The following is a 16,089-nucleotide window of genomic DNA, read 5'->3' on the forward strand; positions in this document are numbered from 1 at the left end:
ATGAAGCGACGCCTGTTGCCCGCGCCGATAACCGAGCGCGTGCGTGCCGTGCTGTTCCATCGCCGGGCCGTGTTCGGCATTCCGTTCCTGTGGCTGCTGCTGTTCTTCCTGCTGCCCTTCGCCCTGGTGCTGAAGATCAGCCTGACGTCAGCCGTGATGGCTATTCCGCCCTATGAGCCGGTGTTCCGGTGGGTGGAGAACTCGCTCACGGTCGTCGTGAACTTTGGCAACTACCTGTTCCTGGCCTCCGACAGCCTGTACATCGCCGCCTACTGGGGCTCGGTGAAAACCGCCTTCCTGGCGACCGTGGTGTGCCTGCTGATTGGCTACCCCATGGCCTATGCCATGGCCCGGGCGCCCAGACACTGGCAACTGGTACTGCTGCTGATGGTAATGCTGCCGTCCTGGACGTCGTTCCTGATTCGCGTGTACGCGTGGATGGGCATCCTCGGCAACCAGGGCCTGCTGAACAGCCTGCTGATGTGGCTGGGCGTGATCAATGAGCCGCTCAAAATGCTGAACACCAATTTCGCGGTGATTCTGGGCATTGTCTATGCCTACCTGCCGTTCATGGTGCTGCCCATCTACACCAACCTGGTGAAGCTCGACGTGCGCCTTCTGGAGGCCGCCTCGGATCTGGGCTGCCGCAGCCTGACCACCTTCTGGGCGATCACCCTGCCGCTGTCCAAAGCAGGCATCCTGGCCGGCTCCATGCTGGTGTTCATTCCGGCGGTGGGCGAATTTGTAATTCCGGAACTTCTGGGTGGGCCGGATACCCTGATGATCGGCAAGGTGTTGTGGGAGGAGTTCTTCAACAACCGCGACTGGCCCGTGGCCTCAGCGCTGGCGATTGTGATGCTGGCGTTGCTGCTGGTTCCGATTGTGCTGTTCCACCGCTTCCAGGCCCGGGAGATGGAAAAGAATGGTTAAGCTCAGGACGCCCGGTTTCTCCAAGACCATGCTGGTACTTGGCCTGCTGTTCCTGTACCTGCCGATGTTCGTGCTGATCGTATACTCGTTCAACGCCTCCCGACTGGTGTCGGTGTGGGCGGGCTTCTCGACCCACTGGTACGGCGAGCTGTTCCGCGACCAGCAAATCCTGTCGGCGGTGTGGATGAGCCTGCGGATTGCCTTCTACGCCGCCAGCATGGCGGTGTGCCTGGGCACCCTGTGCGCGTTCGTGATCACCCGGTTCAAGAAGATGCGTGGCCGTACCCTGCTCTCGAGCATGATTACCGCACCGCTGGTGATGCCCGAGGTGATTACCGGCCTGTCGCTGTTGCTGCTGTTTGTGCAGATGGCGCAAACCATCGGCTGGCCGGCGGACCGGGGCATGGCCACCATCTGGATTGCCCATACCACCTTCTGCAGTGCCTACGTGGCGGTGGTGGTGTCGGCGCGGTTGCAGGAGGTGGACCGCTCCATCGAAGAGGCGGCCATGGACCTGGGCTGCACGCCCCTGAAGACGTTCTTCGTGATCACCTTGCCGGTGATTGCCCCGGCGCTGGTGTCCGGCTGGCTGCTCGCTTTCACCCTCTCCCTGGACGATCTGGTGATTGCCAGCTTCGTGTCCGGCCCCGGCGCCACCACACTGCCGATGGTGGTGTTCTCCTCCGTGCGCATGGGCGTTTCCCCGAAAATCAACGCCCTGGCCACGCTGATTATCCTGGCGGTCTCGCTGATTGCATTCATTGCCTGGTATCTGATGCGTCGGGCCGAACACAAACGGCTGGAGAAGCCAGACGCCTGACCGGTTGTGCCTTTCCGGTGCCGATCACACCGACGCCGGGAAGGCCGCGATCAGGAAATCCACCAAAGCACGCACCTTGGGCGAGACAAACTTGCGGGTGGGGTAAACCGCGTACACCCCAAGCTCGGTGGACCGATACCCCGGCATCAGTTCCACCAGCTCGCCGGCGGCCAGATGCTTGGCTACCAGAAACCCGGGCTGCAACACGATCCCCTGGCCCGCAAGGGCGGCGCCGCAGCAGGTTTCGCCGTTGTTGGCGTACATCCACGGCCGAACCCGCACGCTGGTGGCTCCCTCGGGGCCGTCGAAGGGCCAGTCGTTGCCCGTGGTGAAATTGCTATAGCCAATGATGCGGTGACTGGCCAGATCCGACGGGGCAGTCGGGATACCCCGGGCCGCCAGGTAGGCCGGCGACGCGCAGGCCATCAGCCTTGTGGAGGTAAGCTTGCGGCTGACCAGCGTGGAGCTCTGCAGGGTGGCAATGCGGATGGCCAAGTCAAAACCCTCCTCAACAATATCCACCAGCCGGTCCGACAGGTCCACCGACAACTCCACCTCCGGATAGCGGGCATGGAACTCGCCCCATAGAGGCGCCAGGTGGCTGATTCCAAAGCTCACCGGCACGTTCACGCGAAGCATGCCCTTGGCCACCTCATTGCGGGCGGTGATTTCCGCTTCGGCCTCCTCCACACCCGCCAACAGCTCCCGGCAGCGAACATAGAACACCTCGCCCTCACTCGTCAGCGACAGGCGACGGGTGGTGCGTTGCAACAACCGCACCCCGAGCCGACCCTCCAGTTCGCTGACATACCGCGAAACCGCCGCTTTCGACATGCCCAGGCTCTCGGAGGCCGCCACAAAGCTGCCGGCGTCCACCACCGCGCAGAACGTCTGCATTTCCAGCAATCGATCCATTGTTTCACTATCTGCAACAGTTAATTTATTAAAGACACGTTTATCCCGATTTTTGATATTTGTAAAGTATCTCCATGCTCAAACACACCCAAGGAGATTGACCATGAACAACGCATTCCTGAACAAACTGATCGCCACCGACGCAGGCTGGGGCGCCCTGGCCCTTCGCATTCCCGTTGGCATTATTTTCGCCGCCCACGGCGCCCAGAAACTGTTTGGCTGGTTTGGCGGCTACGGCCTGGAAGGCACCGGCCAGTGGATGGACTCCATCGGCCTGAGCCCGGGCTACCTGATGGCGCTGCTGGCCGGTGGAGCGGAGTTCTTCGGGGGCCTGGCATTGATTGTCGGCCTGCTGGTTCGCCCCGCCAGCGCGGTACTGGCGTTTGCCATGCTCATCGCGATCTTCAGCGTGCATATCGGCAACGGCCTGTTCATGAGTAACAATGGTTACGAGTTTGGCCTGGCCCTGCTGGCGGTATCTGTGTCACTGGTGTTCAGCGGTGCCGGCCGGGCTTCCATCGATCGGGCCCTCGCAGCCCGATAAACACGGCCAACCGGAGGTGTCTGCCATGAGTCTGTTCGTATCCCACGGCGCTCCCACCTTTGCACTGGAGCCGGGCCTCGCTGGCCCGGCTCTGACCAGGCTGGGCAGGCAACTGCCCAGACCCGAGGCGGTACTGGTAGTGTCGCCCCACTGGATGACCGAAGGCATCCGGGTAGGCACCTCGGCGCAGCCTGAAACCCTGCACGACTTTGGGGGCTTTCCTTCCGAGCTTTACGCGTTGAGCTACCCGGCGCCGGGACATCCGGCACTGGCGGCAATGACCCTGGCCCTGCTGGAGGTGGATGGATGGCCGGCCCAGGCAGACGCGAACCGCGGACTGGACCACGGTGCCTGGGTGCCCCTGATGCACCTATTCCCCGATCACTCGGTGCCGGTGTTTCAGGTTTCAATGCCGAGGGATCTTGATGCCGAATCCGCCTGGCAACTGGGTGAATCACTGCGCCCCATTCAACAGGAAGGCGTATTGATTGTTGGATCCGGGAGCCTGACGCACAACCTGTACGAGGTACGTTGGGGTGACAAAAACGCCTCGCGCTATGCTCAGGAGTTTACCGACTGGATTCGCTCACGCGTTCAGGCAGGTGCCCACCAGGAGCTGATAAAAGCCCTGGAAACGGCACCCCATGCCCAACGGTCGCACCCCACCAGCGAGCACTTCCTGCCCCTGCTGGTGGCCGCGGGCGCCGCAGGCGAGCGTTGTTCGGGCTCATTGATTGAGGGCGGCATTGAGCATGGCGTGCTGGCCATGGATGCGTTCGTATTCAGCAAAAAGGCCTCCTGAAAAGGAGGCCTTTTGAGGAACACCCCGGGCCGATGGCTTAGCCCAGGTTCTTCTTCATGAACTTCTGGATTTCGCCCACGATACCGCTGCGGAACGCCAGTACCGTCAGTACGAAGACGCCGCCGAGAATCGGATCTACCCAGTCCCGGAGCGCGCCTTGGGACAGCTGGTACTCGATGTTCACCACGAAGGTGGCGCCAACCACCGGGCCCAGCAATGTGCCCATGCCACCGACGAGGGTCATCAGGATCACTTCGCCCGACATGTGCCAGTGCGCGTCGTTCAGGGAGGCAAGCTGGAACACCACCGACTTCATGGATCCGGCCAGGCCGGCCAGTGCCGCCGAGATAACAAACGCCAGCACCTTATACCGATCCACGTTGTAGCCCAGCGATACCGCACGGGGTTCATTCTGCTTGATGGCCTTGAGCACCTGACCGTAAGGGCTGTTGACGGTGCGCTGCACCAGCAGGTAGCAGGCAATGAAGACCGCGAGTACGAAGTAGTACATGTTCAGGTTGTCTTCGAGATTGATGAAGCCGAGCAGGTGACCCCGTGGGATACCGTGCATGCCGTCCTCTCCGCCGGTGAATTCCGACTGCACAAAGAAAAAGAACACCAGCTGCGCCAGGGCCAGGGTCACCATGGCAAAGTAGATGCCCTGGCGGCGAATGGACAGCAGCGCAAAGCCGAGGCCCAGAACCGTTGCCGCCAGCGTACCGGCGATGATGCCCATCTCCGTGGTCAGTCCCGGGTAGTTACTCAGCAGGTAACCGGTGGTGTAGCCGCCGGTGGCCAGGAACGCTGCGTGACCGAAGGACAGCAGGCCGGTAAAGCCAAACAGCAGGTTGAAGGCCACGGCGAACAGGGCAAAACAGAGGATCTTCATCAGGAAGACGGGATAGATCGCAAACGGCGCGGCCAGCAACAGCAGCAACAGGACGCCGTTGAGCATCATCTTCTTGCGATCCTGGGCCGCCTGCTGTTCCACAATGGCCTTGTGAATGTCGGTAGATTGTGTCGGCTGGTTCATGCTTATGCCTCCTTACCGAACAGGCCACTGGGCCGGAACATCAGCACCAGAACCATGACCAGGAAGATGACCGCCGAGGAAGCCGGCGGGTAGAACGTTTTGGTCAGGCCTTCGATCACCCCCATGAGAATGCCGGTGATGATCGCGCCACCGATGGAGCCCATGCCACCAATCACCACCACCGCGAACACGGTGATCAGGGTGGCCGACCCCATGACCGGCGTCACCGAGTAAATGGGCGCAGCCAGCACGCCTGCGAACGCGGCGAGCGCGACGCCAAAGCCGTAAGTCAGGCTGATCAGCAGGGGCACGTTGATCCCGAAGCCCTGCATCAGTTGTGAATCTTCGGTACCCGCACGCAGGTAGGCACCCAGCTTGGTTTTTTCAATGATGAACCAGGTAGCGAAGCACACCACCAGCGCCGCCACGATAACCCACGCCCGGTAATACGGCAGGAACATGAAGCCGAGGTTGACGCCGCCCTTGAACGTGTCTGGCATGGTGTACCGAAGGCCGGAAACACCGAACCAGTTCACCAGCACGCCGGTGATGATCAGGGCAATACCAAAGGTCAGCAGAAGGCTGTAGATGTGGTCCTGTCCGGCAATGCGACGGAGCAGGAAATATTCGATGACAACGCCGAAAGCGCCGACGAGCAGCGGCGCCAGCAGAAGTGCTGCCCAGTAGTTGACGCCGAGGTAGTCAAACATCAGGACCGTGGTCATGGCGCCCAGCATGTACATGGCACCGTGGGCAAAATTGATGATCTTCAGCAGACCGAAGATGACCGCGAGCCCAAGGCTCAGCAGGGCGTAAAAGGCGCCGTTGATGATTCCGATCAGGAGCTGGCCGGAGAGCACAGCTACAGGGACGCCGAAAATCATGGACATTGGGCTAACTCCAGAAGCAGCACAGGGGTTGTTTGTTGTTCTTTCTCACTTTGCCGATGAACGGGCTCACCCTGCCCTGTTGCCGGGTGAGCCCGAAGGCTGGTCTTAGTTGTTCACCAGCTTGCACTTGCTCTCGGAAAGCGGACGGTAGGCTTCATCGGCCGGGATGGTCCGCAGAATCTTGTAGAGATCCCACTCACCCGAGGATTCCGCCGGTGTCTTCACTTCCGCCAGGTACATGTCGTGCACCATGCGGCCGTCGACACGGATCTTGCCGTTCTTGGCAAACATGTCGTTGATGGGGGTTTCCATCATCTGCTTGCGGACGGTCTGGGCGTCATCGGAGCCGGTGGCCTTGACCGCGTTCAGGTACTGCATGGTGCTGGAGTAGATACCGGCATGAACCATGGTGGGACGAACACCGGTCTCTTCGAGGAAGCGATCGGACCAGGCGCGGGTCTCCTCGTTCATGTCCCAGTACCAGCCAGTGGTGAGCTGAATGCCCTGGGCGGTCTCGACGCCCAACGCGTGCACGTCGGTGAGGAACAGCAGCAGGGCTGCCAGAGTCTGGCCAGACTGTGTGACACCGAACTCACTGGCGGTGGTGATGGCGTTGGTGGTGTCGGCACCGGCGTTCGCCAGACCGATAACGTCAGCTCCGGAAGCCTGGGCCTGGAGGATAAAGGAAGAGAAATCCTGGGTCGGGAACGGATGGCGGACGGCACCAATCACTTCACCACCATTGGCCTCAACCACGCGGCGAACGTCCCCTTCCAGGGCGTGACCAAAGGCGTAATCTGCGGTCAGCATGTACCAGGTCTTGCCCCCTTCCTTGACTACAGCACTGGCGGTACCGTTGGCCAGCGGATAGGTGTCGTACACATAGTGGATGTGGTTCGGGGTGCAGTGCTCGTTGGTGATGCTGGAAGCGGCAGAGCCTGAGATGATACCCAGCTTGTCGTTTTCCTCGAGGATCTTGCTCACTGCGATGGAAACCGAGGAAGCCACCATGCCGGCCACCAGATCGACATTCTCGTTCTCCACCCAGCGGCGAACGGTGCTGGAGGAGGTGTCCGGGCTGTTACGGTCGTCGGCGCTGACCACTTCAATCTTGGCACCGTTAACCGTGCCGCCGAAATCCTTGATGGCCATGTTCAGGGCCGCCAGGCCATTGGGACCGGCCAGATCGCGGTAGGTGCCGGACATGTCTGCCAGGTAACCGATCTTGACCGTGTCATTGGAAACTGCCGCCTGGGCGCCACCCACCATCATGGCTGATGCAACGGCTGATGTCAGAAGCTTTTTCATCATTGTCATTGTTGTATCTCCGCTACTGTCTTGCGTTGGTTCGGGTTATTGTTGCTCTTTCTGCTTTCGTTCTATCCGGGATCAGACCCCCAAATAGCGATCCAGCACCGACTGCTTAGCACTCAGTTCATTGGCGCTGATTTCTTCCACAATCTGACCGTGCTCCACCACATAGTGGCGGTCGGCAAGCGGTGCCGCGAAGTGGAAATTCTGCTCTACCAGGACAATGGTCAGCCCCTTTTTCTTGAGCGCGACCAGGACCTTTCCCAGCTTCTCCACAATCACCGGGGCGAGGCCTTCGGTGATTTCATCCAGCAACAGCATGTTCGCCCCGGTGCGCAGAATTCGTGCCATGGCCAGCATCTGCTGCTCACCGCCGGACAGCTTGGTGCCCTGGCTGAAACGGCGCTCGTACAGGTTGGGGAACATGTTGTAGATTTCTTCCAGGCTCATGCCGCCGCTGCGTACCACCGGCGGCAGGGTGAGGTTTTCCTGCACGCTGAGTGAGGAAAAAATGCCCCGATGTTCGGGGCAATACCCGACACCCAACCTGGCAATATGGTGAGGCGCACACGACATGGTCTCCTCACCGTTGATCATGATGGAGCCGGTGCGCCGGCCCACCATGTTCATGATGGCTTTGAGCGTGGTGCTTCGGCCCGCGCCGTTGCGGCCCAGCAAGGTAACCAGCTCGCCCCGGTTCACGACCATGTTGATGCCGTGCAATATGTGCGATTCGCCATAGAACGCGTGGAGGCCCGACAGGCGCAACTGCTCGTATTCGCGATCCGGATTCGCGCTCATTGTGTGGTCTCCTTCTGCTCACTGTCGGCGGACCCACGCTCACCACTGCCATCGCTTCCCATGTAGACTTCCCGGACTTTCGGGTCGGCAGACACGGCGGCGTAGTCGCCTTCGGTGAGCACAGCACCCTGGGCCAGCACAGTAATGCGATCGCAGAGCTTGCTGACCACGCTCAGGTTATGCTCCACCATCAGGACCGTGCGCCCGTGGGCAGCCTTGCGAACCAGCTCCACCACCCGATCCACGTCCTCCGAGCCCATGCCCTGGGTCGGCTCGTCGAGCAGCAGAATTTCCGGCTCCATGGCCAGCGTGGTCGCCAGTTCCAGTGCCCGCTTACGGCCATAAGCCAGCTCCACGGTGGTGGTGTTGGCAAACTCAGCCAGGCCCACGGCGTCCAGCAACTCCATGCAACGCTGATTGAGCTTGTTCAGGGATTTGCCGGATTTCCAGAAGCTGAAGGAGGAGCCTTCGAAGGTCTGCAGCGCCACCCGGATGTTCTCGAGGGCGGTCATGTGCGGGAATACCGCGGAAATCTGGAACGAACGGACAATACCCTCGCGGGCGATGGCGGCCGATTTCAGAGGCGTGATGTCTTTGCCCTTGAACAGAATCTGACCCCGGGTAGGAATGAGGAACTTGGTGAGCAGATTGAAGACCGTGGTCTTGCCGGCACCGTTCGGGCCAATCAGGGCATGGATATGGCCTTTCTGAACCTGCAGGTTCACGTCGTCGACCGCAACAAAGCCCTTGAACTCTTTGACAAGGTTACGGGTCTCCAGAACGTACTGTTCACTCATGAGCCAATTTACCTTTGTTATTGTTGTGCGTTTTGTCGTCTTCACAGAGTAGATTGACGTATACGTAAACGTCAATATCTAATTTTAATTTATTCCCGGCACTTCCCTGCACAAAAAGTCGTAGAGAATGCCCACCAGCTCGTCCTGCTTTTCCAGGTGCGGCGAGTGGCCGGCCCCCTCGATAAACAGGGCCTCTGCACTGGCTCCGATACCCGCTGCAATGTCTGTGACCTGCTCGGGCACGCCGTATTCGTCGTTCTCCCCCTGGATGATCAGCGCCGGACAGCGAATGTCCGAGAGCCACGGGCCGAAGTCCATGGCCGCCAGAAAACCTTCGTCACGCCAGACCGTCTGCCAGGCGGTAAACAGCTCGTCGGTGCGGTCGCCGTGATAGCGCCGCAGCCGGTCACCGATATCGGTTTCGCGGAACCGCCGGGCCATCTCATCCATTCCGGCCCGGGTCAGAGGGTCGGAATAGATGTGCGCCGCCATGGTGACCAGCGCCCTGGCCCGCTGCCCGAGAGCGGCAGCAGCAATCAGGCCGATGGAGCCGCCGTCACTGTGACCGACCAGAACCACGTTTTCGATATCCAGCGCATCCAGTAGCCGGGGCAGCCAGGTGTGGCCGGCAGTCTCAAGATAGTCATGGGGGCGCGGCAAGCGCTCATTGGACGACTGGCCATAGCCAAGCCGGTTGTAGATCAGCGCATCGCATCCGGTTGCCCGGGCGAGTTTTTCCGGAAAGGCCCGCCACAGATCAATATTGCCCAGGGATTCGTGCAGGAACACGAGTACCGGCCCCCGGGAATCCGTGTGCAGAATCTGCCTTGCCTCCAGTACCACCCCGTCGCCTACCGGCACCAGGGAATCGCGAATGTTCACTTGGGCTACTCTTGCATTATTGTTGTAAAACTCATTTATTCCTGAATCTAGCGGGACTCACCCTAGATGGTCAAGAACTATATATAAAGCTAATACTAATTAATTATAGTATTTTTGCTATATCTCACGACCTTCGATCTGCTGGAGGAATTGAATAGGTCATGGTGGAATGGGCCACAGGCTCGTCGCCACCCTCCGAATAGACAAACACCTCGCCTACCCCCATGGTCCGGCCCACTTTCAGCATCGTGGCCCTCGCCCAGATCGGCTTGTGAGCCGCGGGCTTGCGCAGGAAATTGATGTTGAGATTGGTTGTAACCGCCAGCGGTACCAGCCCGATTTTGCTGAGCAGGGCCGCATAGAGGGTCACATCCGCCAGCCCCATCATGGCCGGCCCGGAGACGGTACCACCGGGCCGCAGGTGCTCTTCATCCACCTCAAGTTTCATTTCCGCCCAGCCGTCCCCGAGCTTCTGCAGGGTGCCGTAGGCGGCCCCCTGCGGAAACTGCTCATCCAGGAAGGCCTGCAGCTCTTCGAACGTGATGATCATGCGCCGACTTCGTCCTTGGCCTGGTTGCGCAGGACAAAGCGCTGGATCTTTCCACTGGGCGTTTTCGGCAGCTCGTCCACGAATTCGATTTCCCGGGGGAAGGCGTGGGTGGAGAGGCGCCGGCGAACCAGTTCCTGAAGCTCATCCTTCAGGGCCTGTTCGTCACCGACCGGGTAGTCGCCCTTGATCACCACGTAGGCCTTGATGATGGAGCCGCGCTTTTCATCGGGTTTGCCCACCACACCGGATTCCGCCACCGCGGCATGCTCGAGCAACGTGCTTTCAACATCCGCAGGACCGACACGGTAACCGGCGGTGGTGATGATGTCGTCGTCCCGGCCGCTGAACGAGAAGCAACCGTCACCATGGCTGATGACCATATCGCCCGTGAGGTAGTAACCGTTCACGAACGGGTCTTTCTCACCCCAGGTGTAGCCGTCGAAATGGAACAGCGGAGAGGCTTTCACGTCCACCGCCAGCTGGCCGACTTCGCCCTCGCCGACTTCCTCGTTCTTCTCGTTCAGGGCAACCACCTTGTGGCCCGGCGAGGCATAACCCATGGAGCCCGGGCGTACCGGATGCTCAAGACCGTGGAAGTTGCAGCAGGTCATACCGGTTTCGGTCTGGCCATAGTGATCCTTCACCGGACAGAAATGGCGATTGCGGATCCAGTTCACCACTTCCGGGTTCAGAGGCTCGCCGGCACTGCTGGCCACACGCAGGCCCAGATTCTCACCCTCCGGCAGCACGTGATCGTTCGCTTTGAGCAGACGATAGGCCGTGGGCGCGGCCGCCAGGTTGGTGATCTTGTACTTGCGGATCATGTCGTAGGTGGTTTCGGGTGTGAAACCGCCCGGGTTGAAGTGAGTGGCATGGCCCATCAGCAGCGGCCCCACCACGGCGTAGTACAGGCCGTAGGCCCAGCCCGGATCCGCCACGTTCCAGAACTTGTCGTCATCGCGCAGGTCGATGGCGTACTTCATGTACACGTAGAACGCCAGCAGCGCTTTTGCCGGCACGGCCACGCCCTTGGACTTGCCCACCGTGCCTGAGGTGAACATCTGCAGGAACGGATCGGCACCGGTAATCATCACCGGCTCAAATTCGCTGGATTGAGCCGCCAGCGTCTCTTCGAAATCGGGAATGTCACCGTTGATCTGGCTGGCGTTTACACCCAACACCGGCGGGCACACCTTCACGTCGTTCAGCTTGGGGTAATTCTCCGGGTTGGTCACCACCAGTTTGGTGCTGGCCCGCTCGAAGCGGTATTCAATGGCACCCGATCCAAAGGCGGTGAACAGCGGCTGATAGACCGCGCCCGCACGCAGGGTACCGGCAATCACAATCAGCAGTTCAGGGGTGCGCGGCAACAGGGCAGCGACCCGATCGCCTTTGCCAATCCCTCTTGATTTCAGGTAGTTGGCGAAGCGGGCCGACGCCTCTTTGAGCTCCGCGAAGGTCAGTACACCATCGCCGCCGCCTTCCTTCTCGTAGTAGAGCGCGACCCGGCTGGGGTCATTCGCCCACTTGTCGCAGATCTCGTGGCATACGTTGAGCCCGCTATCCAGACGTCCATCCAGGATGTCCGCTTCCAGAGCAGCAGGATCGAAGTTGTTATAAACGTCGGTGTATTCCGGAAGACCCATTTTCAACTCCTGTTGTTTTTGTCATTGAAAGCACGGGTCAAGGTTTAGCACAGGCTTCACTTTACGTAAAGGTAAACTTTAGACCAAAACGGAAGTAATCAGCGGCGTTTTATGAGGCAGGGAAACCGGCGCGACCGGTCGGCGGCGCCGGGGAAGATTTCAGGATTTCGGCGTGATTTTGCTGGTGTGCCGGCTCGACAGGATGTGGTGCAGTGAACCGCATTCCACCATGGGATCGTCACAGTTCACCACGATATCGGAGCGGGCGATGACATAGCTCTTACCGGTGATACTGTTCTTGATCACTTCGTACTCGCCTTCCTGCTCCACCGAGGTGAACTCCCCGATAAAACCGGTTTCCCTCAGGGAGATGGTTTCGAGCTTGTCTCCGGGGCGAATACTGCCCTCATAGTTCATCAGCGCCAGGCGGGCAGAGGTGCCGGTGCCGGTGGTGCTGCGGCAAATGACACCAGGGTGGACATAGGTAGCCGACCGGGAACGGTAGTAACCCTCCGCCACATGCTCGACAGGCCCCATGAAGTGCAGGAACGGCAGCGGACCGACATCGCCGAGGGTGTAATGGGAGAAACCGCCTTCCGCCTGGATGGCCTCGACAATGGCGTGGGCCGCCTCCGCCAGCTTGCGCTCCTCGTCCAGGGTAAGATCAAACCCGAGGCTGGCCGCATCTACCAGCGCATAGAAGCCACCGCTGTAGGCAACGCTGTAGGTAATCTCGCCCAGCGAGGGCACGTCGATGGTGGCTTTGTAGGTGTGGATATAGCTCGGCAAGCCCTCGCAGGTAATCGCCTCAACCACGCCGTCGTTTACGGTCGCCTCGATCTGCACCAGGCCAGCGGGAGATTCCAGCAGAAAGTTCTGCTTGCCTTCCTGTTTCTCAACGATACCCAGCTCAAGCACGGCCGTTGCAGTGCAGATGGTATTGGAGCCCGAGTAGATCGGATACCCCATGACTTCCATGATGATGTAGCCGGCGGCCGCACGGGGATCGGTGGGTGGCACCAAGAGATCCACAGACATCTCCGGCACTCCGTAGGGCTCTTCCAGCAGCAGCCGGCGCAGGCCATCGGCATCGTCGCGCAGGTACTCCATCTGCGCGCGCACAGTGTCGCCGGGCAGCAGATCAATGCCGCCGGTGACAATCCGGCTGACGTCACCGCCGGCGTGGGTGTCCATCAGTTGAATGGTCAGTTCCGGTTTCATCGGGCATTCTCCAGAGACCAGGGCTGGCCGTGTTCTTCCCACTGGGCGTCGGGAACAATCACGATCTTGCCGAGATAGTTGCTGCCCCGGTCGACAAAGTACTCTTCCGCCCGGTGCAGGTCGGAGAGCCGGAAGGCCCCGTGCAGAACCGGCTTCAACTGACCGCCACGGATCCAGGCCATCAGTTGTTCGGCCTCCTCCCGGGTGCCATGGGAAACACCGAAGATCTGCACCTGGTAGAGGTAGATCCGGGTCCAGAGGATCTCGCTGATGTTGCCACCACTGGCGCCGGCAATGCTCAGGCGCGGGTAGGTATTGCGGGCGTTCATATCGAAGATCATGGTGTCGATGAAGACGTCGGTCATCTCACCGCCCACCAGATCCATCACCGCGTCGATGGGCTTGCCGCCGGTTTCCGCCTTCACCCGCTCAACGAAACTGCCCATATCGGAACGGTCCAGCACCGCCTCGGCACCCAGCTTCAGCAGTGGCTCGGCTTTATCCTGCTTGCTCAGTGCATAGGGAACGGCGCCCATGATGCGGCAGAGCTGAATGAGGGCGGTGCCCACGCCACCGCTGGCACCGGTGACCAGCACACGCTCTCCTGCCTTGACGCCGGCAGAGGTCAGCATGTGCATGGCGGTCTGGTAGGAACACATACCCATGGCCGCTACCTGGGCATCGGCCAACTCCGGGTTGGGAATGTGGTGAAACTGATCCGAGGGCAACACCACGTATTCCGCGTAGCCACCGTCAGCGCCGTGGCCGTAGTAATCTGGCGTGAGGTTGATGTCGCGACGATCGTTGGCGTATATGTTGAAGTCCAGCAGGCCACGCTCGCCAATACGGGATTCGCTCACACCCTCGCCAACCGCAACAATACGACCGGCGATATCGGCGCCCTGTATGCGCGGGAAAACCAGCGTGGGCTTTCCACCCATCTGGAACGAGGTCATCTCGCCCTTTTTGGTGGGATACAGCCCCTCCCGCGCCTTGCGATCAGTATTGTTCTTCGCCGTCGCGGTTACCTGAACCAGCACCTCACCAGGCCCCGGGCCGGGCACCGGCACGTCCTGGTATTCGAGCTTGTCGATACCACCGTGACCGGTCAGAACCATGGCTTTCATGGTAGTGGGATACATGGGCTGATAGTCCTCCCTGCGTCCTGAAGTGTGGGTATTCAGAGAGGATAGGTGAGTTTCAGGAAGGTGTCAGTGCGTGTTACGGGTATCCATTACCCAACAGGCGAAGCCCTGCAGGTTTTCGCTGCCGCTATCGCGCGATGACCTTGTACACCGGCCGTAGTTTCGGGATCTGTTTAAGCACCACCTGGATCACGGTCATCAGGGGAACGGCCAGAAGCACCCCTACCGGCCCCCACAGCCAACCCCAGAAGAAGATCGACACAAAGATGATCACCGGATTGATGGCCATGCGGAAACCGTGAATCCACGGCTCAATGAAGAACCCCACCAGAGTGGTCAGCCCGAGAAACCCCAGCGGGGCGATGGCCATCATCCAGAGTTCGTCCAGGCTGATGGCCGAAATGGTCGCCAGCATGGAAATGGAAATAATCACCCCGAGGTAGGGAATGAACCGGGCAAGCCCGGCAACCAGCCCCCAGACTGCCGGATCCGGCAGCCCCACCGCCCAGCAGATCAGACCGGTGATGGTCCCAACGGACAGGTTACTCAAACCGAGCACGCCCAGGTACTGGGCAATCTGATGTTGGGAATCGTGCGTGATACGCAGCACCGTCTTGCGCTGGTCGATAGGCAGTTGGCGCACAAAGTTCTTGATCAGCCGATCGCCGCTCACCAGCAGGAAATAGGTCAATGCCAACGCCAATGCCAGCCCCGCAACCCCGTTCTGGACCTTGTTCATCAACTGGCTGCGCCAGGAATCCGTCTTCAGAACCACCGCGGTGGGCTGCGGCCGTTCCGAATCGGACAGTTCCTCAACCGATTTCTCTACCTGCTCGGCAGACTCCGTTACCCGGGCGATCTGGCGGCTGATCTCACTCTCGCCAACCAACAGACGCGAAATACCCTGCGGCACCTCCTCCGCCCACTTGAGCGCCGGCGTCGCGACCGCCACCGTGATACCCACGATACCGGCCAGCACCAGCAACACGAACACCAGCGAACTCACCATCCTGGGCACCCGCCATTTCACGTAGGCCTTTTTGACCAGCGGCGACAGCAACAGGCTGGTCAGAACCGCCAGCAAAATGGGCAGGACAATCTGGTGAGCCACATACAGGGTGTAGAGGATGCCAAGCCCGAACAGGCCGTAGATGGGCGTGGCGAGATCTGAGGAAATCAGTGGGCGTTTGTTTTTATCCGCCGGTTCGTTATCTGTAGCTCGCCCGTCCATGATGAACCCTGAATACCGTGAAAATAAACTGACCCGGAAGAATCCGGGCCAGCATTTTTAGCGATCAGTCTACCCTCACCAATGCACGGGTGCACCCGTGAGAGGGTTACGGGGGGTTCACTAGAAACAAAAGCCACAGTATCGAAAATCAAACGTTTAGCCTGTAAACCAATCCCTTTGCAGACGACCGTCCTTCAATCTGTACATTGAAAGGCCATAACGCAGATCGAGCCCCCGGGCATCCTTCACAAAGCCAGTATCCCTGCCCAGCGAGTGAAGAAACGCGTCGATCAGCATTGCAGCACAGTCAATGAACCACCAGATACCCAGCCCCCCGAATGTTAAAGCTTTTCCAACGCCCGATTTCCACTTACCAAGGTAAAACCGATCCGCGCCGAAAAGCCCAAGGAAACCTGCAAGAAAAAGTGCCAGCAAGCGGTTCTTTTGCGCGGATGCTTTCAACTCCATGTCATTCATAATTTTCCTCCTTGAATCATGATAAAAGGCAGAGACGGTTAGTTGGCTGCCGGTCAATTTGCCCCAACTGGGCTCTTCGATTTTATCGAGGACT

Annotated in this window: 17 protein-coding genes; 4 read left to right on the forward strand and 13 right to left on the reverse strand. The window is 59.8% G+C overall.

The genetic code is table 11. The features are described from left to right. Together BM344_RS13230 and BM344_RS13235 are read left to right on the forward strand one after the other, a co-directional pair. The gene (locus BM344_RS13230; protein WP_091991221.1) at nt 1-930 is read left to right on the forward strand and encodes an ABC transporter permease subunit; all 930 of its coding nucleotides are present in this window, start codon (nt 1-3) and stop codon (nt 928-930) included. Further along, on the forward strand, nt 923-1,750 hold the full coding sequence (locus BM344_RS13235) for an ABC transporter permease subunit (protein ID WP_091991224.1): 828 nt from the start codon (nt 923-925) through the stop codon (nt 1,748-1,750). Before BM344_RS13230 ends, BM344_RS13235 begins: the two co-directional genes overlap by 8 nt. Nucleotides 1,751-1,774: 24 nt before the next feature. Here the strand turns inward: BM344_RS13235 and BM344_RS13240 are convergent, their stop codons facing one another. Then, a complete protein-coding gene (locus BM344_RS13240; RefSeq protein WP_091991227.1) occupies nt 1,775-2,665 on the reverse strand; it encodes a LysR family transcriptional regulator in 891 nt (296 codons plus the stop codon). A 103-nt stretch (nt 2,666-2,768) separates the two neighbouring features. Between BM344_RS13240 and BM344_RS13245 the strand changes: the two genes are divergently transcribed. Beyond that, entirely contained in the window at nt 2,769-3,209 is a 441-nt protein-coding gene (locus BM344_RS13245) for a DoxX family protein (protein ID WP_091991230.1), read from the forward strand. Between the two features lie 25 nt (nt 3,210-3,234). Further along, complete coding sequence (locus BM344_RS13250) at nt 3,235-4,011, forward strand: DODA-type extradiol aromatic ring-opening family dioxygenase (RefSeq protein ID WP_091991233.1); 777 nt, start codon at nt 3,235-3,237, stop codon at nt 4,009-4,011. A 37-nt stretch (nt 4,012-4,048) separates the two neighbouring features. Here the strand turns inward: BM344_RS13250 and BM344_RS13255 are convergent, their stop codons facing one another. From BM344_RS13255 to BM344_RS13310, 12 genes are all read right to left on the reverse strand, one after another. After that, the gene (locus tag BM344_RS13255) at nt 4,049-5,044 is read right to left on the reverse strand and encodes a branched-chain amino acid ABC transporter permease (protein ID WP_091991235.1); all 996 of its coding nucleotides are present in this window, start codon (nt 5,042-5,044) and stop codon (nt 4,049-4,051) included. Nucleotides 5,045-5,046: 2 nt separating this feature from the next. Continuing rightward, the gene (locus tag BM344_RS13260) at nt 5,047-5,934 is read right to left on the reverse strand and encodes a branched-chain amino acid ABC transporter permease (protein ID WP_091991238.1); all 888 of its coding nucleotides are present in this window, start codon (nt 5,932-5,934) and stop codon (nt 5,047-5,049) included. A gap of 105 nt (nt 5,935-6,039) precedes the next feature. Next, nucleotides 6,040-7,251 carry an ABC transporter substrate-binding protein gene (locus BM344_RS13265; RefSeq protein ID WP_091991240.1) on the reverse strand — a complete coding sequence of 404 codons (1,212 nt, stop codon included), beginning with the start codon at nt 7,249-7,251 and terminating at the stop codon, nt 6,040-6,042. 72 nt (nt 7,252-7,323) lie between these two features. Beyond that, complete coding sequence (locus tag BM344_RS13270) at nt 7,324-8,046, reverse strand: ABC transporter ATP-binding protein (RefSeq protein ID WP_091991243.1); 723 nt, start codon at nt 8,044-8,046, stop codon at nt 7,324-7,326. Then, nucleotides 8,043-8,843 (reverse strand): ABC transporter ATP-binding protein, encoded by an 801-nt coding sequence (locus BM344_RS13275; RefSeq protein WP_091991246.1) that lies wholly within the window; start codon nt 8,841-8,843, stop codon nt 8,043-8,045. Before BM344_RS13275 ends, BM344_RS13270 begins: the two co-directional genes overlap by 4 nt. Nucleotides 8,844-8,927: 84 nt before the next feature. Then, nucleotides 8,928-9,725, reverse strand: a complete 798-nt coding sequence (locus BM344_RS13280; protein ID WP_091991248.1) for an alpha/beta fold hydrolase — start codon at nt 9,723-9,725, stop codon at nt 8,928-8,930. 124 nt (nt 9,726-9,849) lie between these two features. Further along, nucleotides 9,850-10,275, reverse strand: a complete 426-nt coding sequence (locus BM344_RS13285; RefSeq protein WP_091991251.1) for a PaaI family thioesterase — start codon at nt 10,273-10,275, stop codon at nt 9,850-9,852. Continuing rightward, nucleotides 10,272-11,921 carry an AMP-binding protein gene (locus BM344_RS13290; protein ID WP_091991254.1) on the reverse strand — a complete coding sequence of 550 codons (1,650 nt, stop codon included), beginning with the start codon at nt 11,919-11,921 and terminating at the stop codon, nt 10,272-10,274. The genes BM344_RS13285 and BM344_RS13290 overlap by 4 nt, the downstream gene beginning before the upstream one ends. Before the next feature lie 159 nt (nt 11,922-12,080). Further along, nucleotides 12,081-13,142, reverse strand: a complete 1,062-nt coding sequence (locus BM344_RS13295) for a proline racemase family protein (protein ID WP_091991257.1) — start codon at nt 13,140-13,142, stop codon at nt 12,081-12,083. Continuing rightward, nucleotides 13,139-14,284: a zinc-binding dehydrogenase gene (locus BM344_RS13300; protein ID WP_091991259.1), complete on the reverse strand. Its 1,146-nt coding sequence runs from the start codon at nt 14,282-14,284 to the stop codon at nt 13,139-13,141. The genes BM344_RS13295 and BM344_RS13300 overlap by 4 nt, the downstream gene beginning before the upstream one ends. Nucleotides 14,285-14,414: 130 nt before the next feature. Continuing rightward, nucleotides 14,415-15,518 carry an AI-2E family transporter gene (locus tag BM344_RS13305; protein WP_091991262.1) on the reverse strand — a complete coding sequence of 368 codons (1,104 nt, stop codon included), beginning with the start codon at nt 15,516-15,518 and terminating at the stop codon, nt 14,415-14,417. A gap of 156 nt (nt 15,519-15,674) precedes the next feature. Beyond that, nucleotides 15,675-15,995, reverse strand: a complete 321-nt coding sequence (locus tag BM344_RS13310) for a TM2 domain-containing protein (protein WP_091991265.1) — start codon at nt 15,993-15,995, stop codon at nt 15,675-15,677. Between the last annotated feature and the right edge of the window lie 94 nt (nt 15,996-16,089).

It is taken from the genome of Marinobacter gudaonensis (assembly GCF_900115175.1).
GTDB lineage: Bacteria > Pseudomonadota > Gammaproteobacteria > Pseudomonadales > Oleiphilaceae > Marinobacter > Marinobacter gudaonensis.

Excerpts from the sequence above, each read along its gene's own strand:
- BM344_RS13305 (WP_091991262.1), bottom strand. The coding sequence starts at position 15,518 with ATGGACGGGCGAGCTACAGATAACGAACCGGCGGATAAAAACAAACGC.
- BM344_RS13285 (WP_091991251.1), bottom strand. The coding sequence starts at position 10,275 with ATGATCATCACGTTCGAAGAGCTGCAGGCCTTCCTGGATGAGCAGTTT.
- BM344_RS13250 (WP_091991233.1), top strand. The coding sequence starts at position 3,235 with ATGAGTCTGTTCGTATCCCACGGCGCTCCCACCTTTGCACTGGAGCCG.
- BM344_RS13245 (WP_091991230.1), top strand. The coding sequence starts at position 2,769 with ATGAACAACGCATTCCTGAACAAACTGATCGCCACCGACGCAGGCTGG.
- BM344_RS13230 (WP_091991221.1), top strand. The coding sequence starts at position 1 with ATGAAGCGACGCCTGTTGCCCGCGCCGATAACCGAGCGCGTGCGTGCC.
- BM344_RS13300 (WP_091991259.1), bottom strand. The coding sequence starts at position 14,284 with ATGTATCCCACTACCATGAAAGCCATGGTTCTGACCGGTCACGGTGGT.
- BM344_RS13295 (WP_091991257.1), bottom strand. The coding sequence starts at position 13,142 with ATGAAACCGGAACTGACCATTCAACTGATGGACACCCACGCCGGCGGT.
- BM344_RS13260 (WP_091991238.1), bottom strand. The coding sequence starts at position 5,934 with ATGTCCATGATTTTCGGCGTCCCTGTAGCTGTGCTCTCCGGCCAGCTC.
- BM344_RS13265 (WP_091991240.1), bottom strand. The coding sequence starts at position 7,251 with ATGACAATGATGAAAAAGCTTCTGACATCAGCCGTTGCATCAGCCATG.
- BM344_RS13270 (WP_091991243.1), bottom strand. The coding sequence starts at position 8,046 with ATGAGCGCGAATCCGGATCGCGAATACGAGCAGTTGCGCCTGTCGGGC.
- BM344_RS13235 (WP_091991224.1), top strand. The coding sequence starts at position 923 with ATGGTTAAGCTCAGGACGCCCGGTTTCTCCAAGACCATGCTGGTACTT.
- BM344_RS13290 (WP_091991254.1), bottom strand. The coding sequence starts at position 11,921 with ATGGGTCTTCCGGAATACACCGACGTTTATAACAACTTCGATCCTGCT.
- BM344_RS13310 (WP_091991265.1), bottom strand. The coding sequence starts at position 15,995 with ATGAATGACATGGAGTTGAAAGCATCCGCGCAAAAGAACCGCTTGCTG.
- BM344_RS13275 (WP_091991246.1), bottom strand. The coding sequence starts at position 8,843 with ATGAGTGAACAGTACGTTCTGGAGACCCGTAACCTTGTCAAAGAGTTC.
- BM344_RS13240 (WP_091991227.1), bottom strand. The coding sequence starts at position 2,665 with ATGGATCGATTGCTGGAAATGCAGACGTTCTGCGCGGTGGTGGACGCC.
- BM344_RS13255 (WP_091991235.1), bottom strand. The coding sequence starts at position 5,044 with ATGAACCAGCCGACACAATCTACCGACATTCACAAGGCCATTGTGGAA.